This window comes from Agreia sp. Leaf335, assembly GCF_001423605.1.
GTDB lineage: Bacteria > Actinomycetota > Actinomycetes > Actinomycetales > Microbacteriaceae > Agreia.
The window spans coordinates 17,498-29,532 of sequence record NZ_LMOQ01000003.1 but is presented as its reverse complement, the minus strand read 5'-3'; the positions used below and the strand labels follow the sequence as shown (position 1 = coordinate 29,532).

Genomic DNA, 12,035 nt, shown 5'->3' with positions numbered 1-12,035 from the left:
GTACGATAAATTGCGTGACCACGTCGCTCATTCTGCACGTCGACGCCGACTCGTTCTTCGCCTCGGTGATCCTTCGGCATCACCCGGAGCTCGCCCACAGGCCCATGGCCGCCACCGCCCACGTGTTCATCGCCAGCGCCAACTACCCGGCTCGACTCCGGGGCGTCCGGGGCGGCATGCAGCTGCATGAAGCCCTGCACGTCTGCCCCGAACTCGTGATGATCGAGACGCCGCGTGGCGAGGTCGAGGAGGTCAGCGACGCGCTCTTCGACATCTTTCGAGACAGCGCTCACGCGGTCGAGCCCGGGTCGATGGAGGAGGCGTTTCTCGACGTCGAAGCCGTAGACAGGCAGACCGCCGTCGAGGCCGGCGAGGCTCTACGCCGACGCGTGGCGCGCGAACTCAGCATTCCCATCAGCGTCGGCATCGGGCGCACCAAGCTGATGGCGAAGCTGGCCTCGCGGGCGGCGAAGCCCGACGGCCTGCACGTCATCGACCACGGTGATGAAGCCGACTTGCGGGTCTCGCTGGCCATCTCCGACATCTGGGGCATCGGCCCGCAGACCGTCGAGCGCCTGCGTCTCATCGAGGTCACTCACCTCGCAGACCTCGATCGCATCTCATCAGACGAACTACGCAGGGTCTGCGGAGCGACCATGGCGCAGCGCTTGAGCCGCATTCGGGCCGGCACCGACGATGCAACGCTCAACCCGATCGAGACGAGATCGAGCCTCTCCTCCGAAGGAACCATCTCGGGCTACAACCGCCCCGATTGGAGCCCCTCCGAGCTCATGGAGGCCTGCATCACTCGTGTCTGCGGGCGAGCATCGAAGGCCGAGCTGGCGGCCGGCGGGCTCACCGTCGCGCTCCGCTTCGACGGCGGCGAGTCGCCCGTCGTTCTCAAACACCGGATGCCGTCGGCGACGTCGGATCCGCAGGCGTGGCTGCCCGAGATGCGCCGCCTGCTGGCCGCCGCCCAGCAGCCCGGACTCACCGCGATCAAGGCCACTCTCACAGCCCTTCTTCCCCCGGAACGCGTGCAGCAGGCTCTGTTCTGACGCATTCGTCGGCGCGGTCTAGCCCACAGCCTCAGCTTGGTCAACGCCGCGCGAGGCCCGAGCCGACGCCGTAGCGTGAAGACATGCGATCAGCAGTGCGCGAGGCCAGCGGCATCCGGGTGCTCGGCGGCCCGACGACCACAGCGCCACCCTCCGACGCGTCCGATCGCCTGCCGACGATCGTGCTCGTGCACGGAATCGGAACGTCGCACCGCTACTTCTCTCGTCTGCACCGCGAACTCGAGACAGAGACGATGGTCTACTCGCTCGACCTGCCGGGCTTCGGCGGCACTCCCAAGCCAGCGTTCACGGCGAGCGTGCGCGAGATGGCGCTGCTGATCGCGAACGCGCTCGACGAGCTCGCCGTGCGCGATGCCGTGCTGGTGGGCCACTCCATGGGTGTGCAATGGGTCGTCGAACTCGCACTCCTGAGACCCGACCTCGTGTCGCTGGTGGTCGCGATCGGTCCGGTTGCCGACTCGGCCCATCGCACACTCGCCGCCCAGTCTCGGGCCCTGGCCGTCGATGTCATGGGCGAACCCCCGCTGACGAACGCCGTGGTGTTCGTCGACTATCTGCGCTGCGGCCCCGCCTACTACCTGGCTCAGTCGAAGCCCATGCTGAGCTATCCCGTCGACGAGCGCGTGGCCGCGCTCACCCGCCCGCTGCTGGTCATCCGGGGCGGCAACGACCCGATCGCGGGCGACGACTGGTGTCGCCGTCTCGCCGCTCGGGCTCCAGTCGGATGCGTCGTCACCGTTCCCGGCAATCGTCACGTCGTGCAGTTCACGGCCCCGAAGGCGGTTGCGGGGGCCATCCGCTCCACCATCGCCCGCATGAGCACCGATCAGAGCACCCGCCGATGAGAGCTCTTCGCATCGCGGGGTGGTGGGCACGCGACTACGCCTACGCCCTCTATTGGCAGGCCAGAGCGATCGTCGGCAGAACCGACCCCACGGCGTTCCGTTCGGGATCGGCGCGGACGATCGTCGTCATCCCCGGGGTGTACGAGACCTGGCGCTTCATGCAGCCGCTGATCCGCGCGATGCACGACCGAGGGCATCCGGTGTACGTCGTCGACGCGCTCAACTGGAACAATCGCCCTGTCGTGGAGGCCGCCGATGTCGTGTCGGCGTTCCTCTCCGAACACGGTCTTCATGACGTGGTCGTCGTGTCGCACAGCAAGGGCGGGCTCATCGGCAAGTACGTCATGAGTGCGGGCGCCGAGGCCGCGCGCGTCGACTCGATGCTGGCGGTCGCGGCTCCGTTCGGGGGCTCGTTCTATGCGCGTCTGATGGTGCTGCCGAGCCTGCGCATCTTCTCACCGAAGAACGCCACGATCCTGGCTTTGGCGCACGACGAGACGGTCAATAATCGCATCGTGTCGGTCTATGGCGAGTTCGATCCGCACGTTCCGGCGGGCAGCGAACTGGTCGGCGCCAAGAACGTGCGGCTCGACACGGGCGGGCACTTTCGGGTGCTCGCGCACCCTCGCGTGATGGCAGAGCTCGCGGCGCTGGCGGAGTAGCCTCCGTCAGTCCATTCCGTCGAGGCGCTCCCGCAGCCCGGCCACGATCTGCGCCTCACTGTCGTAGTAGGCGAGACCCCAATCGGCGACCATCGCGGCGTAGCGCACCCGGTGCTCGTCACCGAGCATGTCTCGCACACCCTGCAGATCTGCCCGGCGCGCCGCCAGGTCGTCCAGATGCCCTTCGAGCATGCCGCCCAACTGCTCTGGCGTCGACAGGCGACCCATCAGCAGGCGCAGCGCGACGGGATGTTTGAGGATGGGAAAGCCGACCTCACCATGGAAGAGCCAGGTCTGCAGCTGCTCTTCGCCGAGTTCGGTCACCCGATACCGCGCCGGGCCATCCGAGGGCGCCGTCTCGACGAACTCTGCCTCGGACAGCTTGCGCAGCTCGGTATAGATCTGGCTCATGGCCGGGCTGACCCAGTAATAACGCAGCGTGAAGTCGGCGCGCTGCTTGAGTTCGTAGCCCGTCATGCCCTCGGGATTCTCTCGGTCGAAGACGAGCAGGCCCAGCAGCGCGTACGCCGTGGTCGACAGAGCGGAATTAACCATGGACATAACCATAGGTTCCTGATAGGTATATTCCTACTAGGAATAGACCCGTCGCCGTCGACAGATCAGGAGTGCAGCATGACCGACCTCGCCATCGAGACGCACGCGCTCGTGAAGACGTTCAAGAAGACGGTCGCCGTCGACGGCATCGATCTGGCGATTCCTCGCGGAGGGGTGCACGGCTTTCTCGGCCCGAACGGAGCCGGCAAGACGACCACGATCCGCATGCTCGCGACGCTCACCAGACCAGACTCGGGCACCGCTCGGGTGCTCGGCCGCGACGTCGTCACCGACGCCAACGAGGTGCGCTGCCGAGTGAGCCTCACCGGCCAGTTCGCCTCGGTCGACGAAGACCTCACCGGTGCCGAGAACCTGCGACTCATCGGCCGCCTCTTCGGTTACACAGGCGCTCGCGCCACACGGCGCTCTGACGAGTTGCTGACGGCGTTCGGGTTGTCGGATGCGCGAGACAAGCAGGTCAAGAAGTATTCCGGCGGCATGCGTCGCCGCATCGACATCGCCGCGAGCATCGTGGTCACCCCCGAGCTGCTGTTCCTCGACGAACCGACCACCGGCCTCGATCCGCGCAGCCGCAACGAGGTGTGGGACATCATCAGGGCGATGGTCTCATCGGGCACCACGGTTCTGCTGACGACCCAGTATCTCGACGAGGCCGACCAGTTGGCCGACCGCATCAGCGTCATCAATGCCGGCAAGGTCATCGCCGAGGGCACGTCGAGCGAACTCAAGGCGAAGGTAGGCAACGGGGCGTTGCACGTGCGCGTGATGAATCCGGCGGACCGGCCACGGGCATCCGAGGTTCTGAATCGCATTCTGGGCGTCGAGATTCGCGACCAAGCCGACCCCGCAGCGCTGAGCGCGACGGTCGCCGACCCTGGCATCGTGACATCCGCACTCACAGCCTTGGCTGCCGAGAAGATCGAATTGGCTCAGTTCTCACTCGGGCAGCCCTCGCTCGACGAGGTGTTCCTCGCGTTGACGGGTCACACCTCAGAGAGCACAAGCGACGAGGAGGTCGCAGCATGACCCGTCTCGACAAGCTCGACGAACGAGCCGACGTCGCACCCGCGAGCGCCGAGTCGCTCGCGGCCGCCATGCGGTCGGCGCTGGCCGACGTCGAGCGCCCCACCCCGCCCGGCCCGCTGTCGACGTCGCTGACCTTCGGCTGGCGCGCGCTGCTCAAGATCAAGCATGTGCCCGAGCAGCTGTTCGACGTCACCGTCTTCCCGGTGATGTTCACCCTGCTGTTCACGTTCCTCTTCGGCGGGGCGATTGCCGGAAGCGTCGGCGGCTACCTGCAGTACGTGCTGCCCGGTCTGCTCGTGCAGGGCGTGATCATGATCACGATGTACACCGGGTCGACGCTGCGCACCGACATCGATCGGGGCGTCTTCGACCGCTTCCGCTCGCTGCCGATCTGGCGGCCGTCGGCTCTGGTCGGCATGCTGCTCGGCGACGCGGTGCGCTACACGATCTCTGCCACCGTCACGATCGCGCTCGGGCTGGCGCTGGGCTACCGGCCCGAGGGTGGCGTAGCGGGCGTACTGATGGCGGTGCTGCTGATCCTCGTCTTCGCGTTCAGCTTCAGCTGGCTCTGGACCTTCTTCGCCCTCGTGCTGCGAACGCCCGGCGCAGTCATGGGGGTGAGCATGCTCGTGATCACCCCGCTCACCTTCGCGAGCAACATCTTCATCGAACCGTCGACGCTTCCGAGCTGGCTGCAGGCCTTCGTCGAGGTCAACCCGGTGTCGCACCTGGTCACGGCTGTGCGCGACTTCATGGGGGGCATGGATGCGTCGGGCGAGTTGAGCATCACACTCCTGTGGTGCGCGGGGCTGGTCGCCGTCTTCGGCCCGCTCACCATGATCCGCTATCGAACGGCAGGATAAGCACATGCCCCTTGAATCCACTCCCGTGACCACTCTCTTCGAGAACTACACGTCGGCCGTCCTGGCCAAAGACGTCGAGCGCTTTCTGAGCCTCTACGCCGACGACACCCTCGTCTTCGATGCTTGGGGCATGTGGGAGTTCGCCGGCGTCGATGCGTGGCGACCGATGGTGACCATGTGGTTCGAGAGCCTGGGCGACAAGCTCTGCGAGGCGCGCTTCACCGAGGTCGTCACCTCGGTGCGCGACGACCTCGCCACGGCTCACGCCGCCGTGCGCTACGCCGAAGTCACCGCCGATGGCGAGCAGGTCGACTCGATGATGAACCGCATGACCGTGGTGCTCGAGAAGCGCGACGGCGAGTGGAAGATCACCCACGAGCACACCTCGATGCCCCTCGACATGGAAACCATGAAGGGGCTCGCCGACGCTTACGAAAAACGCGACGAGGCCTGATCCTGAGCCGTCAAGGCCTGTCGACACGTCGCGCTGCGCCACTAGCCTGGGGCCTCGCTCACGACTAGGAGAACCATGAACACGTCGTCACTCATCAACCAGGTCAACGAATCGCTCGCCACGCTGGGAACCGGACCCTTCATGACCGACAGCTCGAATGACACCGAGACGGGAGCTGTGGTCACAGGCCGACTCGACGGCCGCGTCCTGCGCATCGAGTTCGTAGAAGAGGGCAGCGGCGACAGCCCCGAGAAGGGCCACCGCGTCGACGTCGTCGACGACGCATCCGGCGAGAAGCTGGGAACGGGTCGCGGCGATTCCACGTTCGCCGACGCGATCTCGTCACACAACTGGGGCGGAACGATCGAGGCACTGAAGCAGCTCGGCTAGCGTTCGCCTGCGGGCCCGAAGGTCACCCCTTCGGGCCACCGCGCAGCTCGAGCGCGATCTGCGACGCGTCGAGAATCTGAAGGGCGTACGCGAGCACGTCTGCATCGAAGGTGCCGTGGTCTCGGGCCTCGAGCAGCGCAGCTCTCTGGGCGCCGATCACCGCCAGTTCGTGCTGCTTCGACGAGATGAACCCCTTCATCGACTGCTCGACCGGCGGCGCCGGAGGAACAGCCTCGGCGCTCGTCTTCAAGAGCTGCATGAGTCGAGCCCGCTCTGCGGTCGTCTGCTCATCGACGGCCTTCTGGTCGACCTTCGGCGCGACGACGCGCAGCAGCGGGGCAATGGTGCCGCCCTGCACCAGCAACGACAGCACCGCCACCGCGAATGCGATGAGTACGAGCACAGACCGCTGGGGCGTGTCTTCGGGAAGCGTCTGCGCCGCCGCGACCGTGACGGCCCCGCGCATGCCCGCCCACACGACCGCCGTGCCATCCCGCCACCCGAGCGGAGCGTTGCGGAAGTAGGTGATGTCGGCGAGCGACTGCACCACGCGTCGACCCAACCGCTCGATCTGATTGTCGGATGCCCGGCGCCGTCGCCCGTTCATCTCACCGAACATCTGCTCAGCGCCCTCGGGCGTGCTCATCTTCTCTCGCATCTCGAGCAGCCTGTCCTGCATTCTCTCGTTGCGATTGCGCAGGGTCGAAAGCACCCAGAGCAGCGGCGCCACGTAGGCGGCGCGCACGACGATCGTGAGCACGAGCGCTCCGGCAGCCACCAGCACCGCCGCCCAGACGCCCGCGTGGTCGCGTTCGACGTTCGCCACGATCGACGAGATCTGCACTCCCATCGTGAGAAAGACAGCACCCTCGAGAACCAGTTCGACTGTGCGCCAGTTCTGCGAGTCAGACAGCCGGTTCTGCGCGGAGAGATAGCGCGGGGCGCGGATGCCCGTGGCGAGTCCCGCGACGACCGCCGCCACCAGACCGGATGCGCCGAGCAACTCGGCAGGCACGGCCGCGACGAAAGGAACCACGAACGAGATCACGGTATTGACGGTCGGATCGGTGACGCGCTTGCGCACGACCAGGTTTCCCCATCCGACGAGCACGCCGATGATGGTCGCGATCACGACGGAGTAGGCGAAGGTGCCGACCGCTCCCCAGAACGAGAACGACGCTGCGGTGGCGACGATGGCCGTGCGCAGCAGCACCAGGGCGGTGGCGTCGTTCAGCAGGCTCTCGCCCTCGAGCATCGCGACGACCCGCTTCGACACCGACGTCTGCTTCACGATCGATGTCGCAACCGCGTCGGTCGGGCTGATGATCGCGCCGAGCGCGACACCCCACGCGAAGCCGAGATCCGGGATGACGAGCATGAAGAACACGCCGAGCACGAGCGAACTGGCCACGACCAGCGCCACAGACAGCCCACTGATCGCGCCGAACTCGCGGCGGAAGTTCATGGCGGGCATCGATACCGCCGATGAATACAGCAGTGGCGGGAGCACGCCGGCGAGAATCCATTCCGGTTCGATCTCGACCTCGGCGAACACGGGCAGGAAGCTCGCCCCCACGCCGATGGCGACGAGCAGTAGAGGAGAGGCCACGCCCAGCCGCGGTCCGAGCACGGTAGACGCTGCGATCGCCGCGAAAGCGAGCACCAGTACGACAAGAAGTTCGGTCACGACTCCAGATTGGCACGGAGGTCGCGCTGCAACTCAGGCCGAACTGCCCAGATCAGTGAATTTCGCCCGCGCCATATCTACTTTTCCCTGAATTGCAGCGCGGGGTACTGAGGCTAGTCGCGCCCGAACAGGCTTCCGAGGTCGCCGAGGCCGGGAATCTCGATGTTGGAGCCGAGCCCCGAGAGGTGCTCGCCGATGCCGCTCGCGTATTCGCCGGCCCCGGAAGCCACGTCGCCGAGACCACCCTCGAGTCCTTCGAGACCGCCCTCGAGGCCACCCAGGGCATCGAAGTCGATACCCATTCCAGACGCCTGTTCGAGCAGAGGCCCTGCGACGCTACTGAGCACGGCGCCCCCGGCGACCGCGGCGAGAAGCCCGCCCGCAACGCCGATGCCTGCGCCGGCGACGGCGCCCACTCCGACTCCGGCGGCGCCCGCGGCTGCGGGCTTCGAGAAGATTCCGCGCAGGAACCCGGGCTTGTGCGCCTCGCCGCGAACGGCGGAGCGCGCCAAGTCGTCGGGCGAAGACGACACAGGCTGTTCGGATGCGGGCAGTTCGTCACGCAGACGCGACTCGACCTGCTGGCGTTGCTCGGGCGTAAGCCTCGCGAACGCGTCGCGGTGCACCTGCTCGAGCTGCTCCGGCATCGCTGTCTTCAGCAGATAGTCGTAGCGCGCGATCGCGGCCCGGTCTTCCGGGGTCGACGCGGCCGCGCTCGCCGCATCCTGAACCGGAGCGCCGGACGGCGTGCCGTAGACGGGAACGTCGTGGGGGTGCGGCACGGGTGCGTCGTGCACCGGCGCATCCTGAACACGCGACGGCGACGGATGCGCGGTGCCGGGTTGAGGAGACGCGTTGCGCCCGTCGCCCGTCACCTTGTCGGCGGCGGAACGCACGAGATCGCGCCAGTCGGTTGAGCCGGAACCCGAGGCCTTGCTCTGACCCGAGCCGTCGAGCGCCTTCGACGCCATCTTCATCAATCGCTGGAGGGTGCTCATCTCGGGCCTTTCAATAGAACGGTCTGGCCTCACAGGATGCACGAACGCTCTGGGCAGGTGCCGAGAAGAGCCTGATGAAACACCGGCTGGGCCCGTCGAGCCGGGAGGCTCTGCACCGCTGTCAAGGCGTCGGAATACATTTCTGGCGCGCACTTAAAGTGACGCCATGGCATCAACGACAACAACCGGGCAGGCCGCGGGCGACACGGATTCGAAGCTCACCCGCCGCATCACCGGACCACTCCTCTTTCTCTTCATCCTCGGCGACGTACTCGGAGCCGGGATCTACGCGCTGATGGGGGTGCTCTCTGGAGAGGTCGGAGGGGCGCTCTGGGCGCCGCTGGCTCTCGCGCTCGTTTTGGCCCTGCTCACAGCCGGGTCATATGCAGAGCTCGTGACCAAATACCCGAAGGCCGGAGGGGCTGCGATCTTCGCGCAACGCGCCTTCAAGCCCCCGATCATCTCTTTTCTCGTCGGCTTCAGCATGCTGGCCGCCGGCGTCACCAGCGCCGCTGGTCTCGCGATCGCTTTCGCCGGCGAGTACCTCAAGACCTTCCTCGACGTTCCCACGATCCCCGCAGCCTTGATCTTCCTCGTGCTCGTCGCCGCACTGAACGCGAGGGGCATCAGCGAGTCGATGAAGAGCAACCTCGTGATGACGGTGATCGAGGTCTCCGGACTCGTCATCGTGGTCGTGGCGGTGGCCGTGATGCTCGGCGGCGGGGGTGGAGACATCTCGCGGGTCGCGGAGTTCCCCAGCGAAACGGCTCCGGGACTCGCTGTCCTCGGGGGTGCGGTGATCGCGTACTACTCGTTCGTGGGCTTCGAGACCTCGGCCAACGTCGCCGAAGAGGTTCGGGATCCCTCGCGCGTCTATCCCCGCGCGCTGTTCGGTGCTCTTCTCGCCGCCGGGGTCGTCTACATCCTGGTCGGACTCGCGTCGTCGATTGCGCTGCCCGCCGACGATCTGTCGTCGTCGTCAGGGCCCCTTCTCGCCGTCGTCGCCGCAACCGGGGTAGGCATTCCCGAATGGGTGTTCAGCCTGATCGCACTGATCGCGGTGGCGAACGGCGCCCTGCTGACGATGATCATGACGAGCCGCGTCACCTACGGCATGGCGGAGCAGGGCCTGCTGCCGTCGGTTCTCGGTCGTGTTCTGCCCAATCGCAGAACACCCTGGGTCGCGATCGTCGCGACGACGATCCTCGCCCTGCTGCTCACGCTCGTGGGAGACCTCAGCACGCTTGCGTCAGCTGTCGTGCTCCTGCTGCTGTTCGTGTTCATCAGCACGAACATCGCCGTGCTCGTTCTGCGCCGTGACCGCGTGGAACACAAGCATTTTCGGGTCTGGACCTTCGTTCCCGTTCTCGGCGTCGCATCCTGCATTCTGCTGCTGACCCAGCAGGAGCCGATCGTCTGGGCGTTCGGCGGCGGCTTCCTGGTTCTCGGCGCCATCCTCTACATGATCGCGCGAGCGACCAAGCGCTCGTAGCCACGGGCTACGTCGGAACAACGCCAGAAGGGGCGGGCCATCGGCCCGCCCCTTCTTCGTCGGCTTCGTCAGACGGCGAGTGTCTTCTGCTCGTCTGCGCTCTGCACGGTCTTGACCTCGACCTTGCGCGGCTTTGCCCGCTCGCTGACCGGAATGATCACGGAGAGCACGCCATTGTCGTAGCTCGCCGAGATCTTCTCGGAGTCGACACCGTCGCCCAGGCTGAACTGACGGAGGTAGTCGCCGTTCGGGCGCTCCTGGGCCAGCCACTTGACGCCCTCGTGGGCTGCTGCGGTTCGCTTGGCCCTGATGGTCAGCAACTGGCCATCGACATCGACATCGACGGAGCCGGGGTCGATGCCCGGCAGGTCTGCGCTGAGCACGTACTGGTCGCCGTCGCGGTAGAGATCGACGGGCATGAACTTCGGCCCCGGACGGAACGTGAGCAGGTCGCCGGCGATGCGGTCGAGCTCGCTGAAAGGATCAAAAGACATTGCCATGAGGATTCCCCTTTCTGTGAACCTGAGTCAAGTTGACTCAACTTGTGACAAATAAGTTAGCACTCGACCGCCGAGAGTGCCAAGCCATGTCGATACCCCCAGGAAGTTCGTGAAAGAAGCTAGCGTCCTCCCCTCTTCGATCGAGTCTGGGTCTAGGCGTTCCAGTCGAGGTCTGGCACGTCACGCATCTCCTCACCCCACACGGGCCGTGCCGTCGCGCGCTGCCCGCCTTCTTCGATGATCGGGAAGTCGATGATGTCGGACTTGTCCTTCGTGGTCATCGATAGCGCCGTCGCCCGTCGGTCATGAAACAGACGAGACAACGGCACCGCCGTGCCAGCTAGGCCCCGACTGCTGGTGCCGCAACCGAGGCGCGCTCGATGTACGTCGACTGCAGGGTGTGCATGGTTCGACTGGGCGTCTTGCCATTGATCTCTTCGAGCAGGATCTCTGCCGCGCGCGCACCGAGCTCGAGCATGGGTTGCTCGATCATGGTGAGCGGCGGATCCATGACCGCGGCCCACGAGCTGTCGTCGAATCCGATGAGCGACACGTCGTCGGGGTAGCGCAATCCGCTCGCCCTGATGGCCCGCAGGGCACCCGTGGTGCCGTCGGTCTCGCTGCAGAGGATCGCCGTCGCCCTGCTGGGCAGCTCGAGCATGCGCGCGACCCACGCCGTGGCGTTCTCCTCGGTCTTCGGGCCCGTCATCACCAACTGGGCGTCGAAGGGGATGCCGGCGTCGTCGAGGGCATCGAGGTAGCCGCGCAGACGTTCGCCGTCTGTCCACAGATTCACCGACGCGGCGGCGCTCAGCTCACGCCGCGTCGTGATCTCGTCCGTGGTCGACGGGCCCCAGATGAAGCCGATGCGGCGGTGGCCCGCCTCGATGAGCCCGGCGGCGGCCCGCCGTGCGGCATCCCTGTTGTCGATGACGACGGAATCGAGGTCGAGGTAGTCGAGCGCCCGGTCGACGAGAACGACGGGCACACCTCTGTCGACCGCATCGCGAATGTGGTCGACGTCGTCACGACCGAGTGCCGCCGAGGCGATGATCATGCCGTCGACGCGCTTGTCTACGAGCACGCCGATCGCGGCGCGCTCCTCGTCGAGGTCTTCGTGCGTGCTGAGAACGATGGTGTCGAAGCCACGTGACCGCGAGGTGTCGCTGATGCCGCGCACGACGCCGGCGAAGAAGGGATTGCCGATGTCGGCCACGATCACTCCGAGGGTGTGAGTGACCCCCGTCGACATGCTGCGCGCGAGCGCGTTCGTGCGGTAGCCGAGCTTCTCGGCTGCGGCGAGCACCCTGTCGCGAAGCTCGGGGCTGGCGTAACCGTAGCCGCCGAGCGTGCGAGCGGCGGATGCCCGACCCACTCCCGCCTCGGCGGCGACTTCGGAGATGGTCGGCGGCGAGGAGTTGCGGTCGCGTTCGGCGGCCATGTCAGTGAGCCCATCTGGTAGT

The 12,035-nt window shown here is 66.4% G+C and carries 14 protein-coding genes; 8 read left to right on the top strand and 6 right to left on the bottom strand.

Going from position 1 to position 12,035, the window contains the following annotated elements:
* Positions 1-14: 14 nt before the first annotated feature.
* From ASF79_RS10450 to ASF79_RS10440, 3 genes are all read left to right on the top strand, one after another.
* Positions 15-1,058: a DNA polymerase Y family protein gene (locus tag ASF79_RS10450; protein WP_055854805.1), complete on the top strand. Its 1,044-nt coding sequence runs from the start codon at positions 15-17 to the stop codon at positions 1,056-1,058.
* Between the two features lie 83 nt (positions 1,059-1,141).
* Positions 1,142-1,924, top strand: a complete 783-nt coding sequence (locus tag ASF79_RS10445) for an alpha/beta fold hydrolase (RefSeq protein WP_082495828.1) — start codon at positions 1,142-1,144, stop codon at positions 1,922-1,924.
* Positions 1,921-2,586 carry an esterase/lipase family protein gene (locus tag ASF79_RS10440; RefSeq protein WP_055854801.1) on the top strand — a complete coding sequence of 222 codons (666 nt, stop codon included), beginning with the start codon at positions 1,921-1,923 and terminating at the stop codon, positions 2,584-2,586. The genes ASF79_RS10445 and ASF79_RS10440 overlap by 4 nt, the downstream gene beginning before the upstream one ends.
* A 6-nt stretch (positions 2,587-2,592) precedes the next feature.
* Here ASF79_RS10440 and ASF79_RS10435 read toward each other — a convergent pair whose 3' ends face one another.
* On the bottom strand, positions 2,593-3,141 hold the full coding sequence (locus ASF79_RS10435; RefSeq protein ID WP_162239081.1) for a PadR family transcriptional regulator: 549 nt from the start codon (positions 3,139-3,141) through the stop codon (positions 2,593-2,595).
* 78 nt (positions 3,142-3,219) lie between these two features.
* On the opposite strand from ASF79_RS10435, the gene ASF79_RS10430 reads away from it, so the two are divergent.
* The 4 genes from ASF79_RS10430 to ASF79_RS10415 all read left to right on the top strand — a co-directional run bounded on the left by ASF79_RS10430 (position 3,220) and on the right by ASF79_RS10415 (position 5,895).
* Positions 3,220-4,188 carry an ATP-binding cassette domain-containing protein gene (locus ASF79_RS10430; RefSeq protein ID WP_055854796.1) on the top strand — a complete coding sequence of 323 codons (969 nt, stop codon included), beginning with the start codon at positions 3,220-3,222 and terminating at the stop codon, positions 4,186-4,188.
* On the top strand, positions 4,185-5,051 hold the full coding sequence (locus tag ASF79_RS10425; protein ID WP_055854792.1) for an ABC transporter permease: 867 nt from the start codon (positions 4,185-4,187) through the stop codon (positions 5,049-5,051). The genes ASF79_RS10430 and ASF79_RS10425 overlap by 4 nt, the downstream gene beginning before the upstream one ends.
* 4 nt (positions 5,052-5,055) lie before the next feature.
* On the top strand, positions 5,056-5,505 hold the full coding sequence (locus ASF79_RS10420; RefSeq protein ID WP_055854790.1) for a YybH family protein: 450 nt from the start codon (positions 5,056-5,058) through the stop codon (positions 5,503-5,505).
* Positions 5,506-5,580: 75 nt separating this feature from the next.
* Positions 5,581-5,895, top strand: a complete 315-nt coding sequence (locus tag ASF79_RS10415; protein WP_055854787.1) for a hypothetical protein — start codon at positions 5,581-5,583, stop codon at positions 5,893-5,895.
* A 22-nt stretch (positions 5,896-5,917) separates the two neighbouring features.
* On the opposite strand, the gene ASF79_RS10410 is transcribed toward ASF79_RS10415, so the two are convergent.
* Positions 5,918-7,582: a cation:proton antiporter gene (locus tag ASF79_RS10410; protein WP_055854784.1), complete on the bottom strand. Its 1,665-nt coding sequence runs from the start codon at positions 7,580-7,582 to the stop codon at positions 5,918-5,920.
* Between the two features lie 113 nt (positions 7,583-7,695).
* The gene (locus tag ASF79_RS10405) at positions 7,696-8,580 is read right to left on the bottom strand and encodes a hypothetical protein (RefSeq protein WP_055854781.1); all 885 of its coding nucleotides are present in this window, start codon (positions 8,578-8,580) and stop codon (positions 7,696-7,698) included.
* Positions 8,581-8,746: 166 nt separating this feature from the next.
* On the opposite strand from ASF79_RS10405, the gene ASF79_RS10400 reads away from it, so the two are divergent.
* Positions 8,747-10,072, top strand: coding sequence for an APC family permease (locus ASF79_RS10400; RefSeq protein WP_055854779.1), 1,326 nt, complete (start codon positions 8,747-8,749; stop codon positions 10,070-10,072).
* Positions 10,073-10,140: 68 nt separating this feature from the next.
* On the opposite strand, the gene ASF79_RS10395 is transcribed toward ASF79_RS10400, so the two are convergent.
* The 3 genes from ASF79_RS10395 to ASF79_RS10390 form a co-directional block, all read right to left on the bottom strand.
* Positions 10,141-10,572 carry an Hsp20/alpha crystallin family protein gene (locus tag ASF79_RS10395; RefSeq protein WP_055854775.1) on the bottom strand — a complete coding sequence of 144 codons (432 nt, stop codon included), beginning with the start codon at positions 10,570-10,572 and terminating at the stop codon, positions 10,141-10,143.
* A 152-nt stretch (positions 10,573-10,724) separates the two neighbouring features.
* On the bottom strand, positions 10,725-10,853 hold the full coding sequence (locus ASF79_RS17790; protein ID WP_268750578.1) for a hypothetical protein: 129 nt from the start codon (positions 10,851-10,853) through the stop codon (positions 10,725-10,727).
* A gap of 59 nt (positions 10,854-10,912) precedes the next feature.
* Entirely contained in the window at positions 10,913-12,013 is a 1,101-nt protein-coding gene (locus tag ASF79_RS10390; RefSeq protein ID WP_055854771.1) for a LacI family DNA-binding transcriptional regulator, read from the bottom strand.
* Positions 12,014-12,035: the final 22 nt, after the last annotated feature.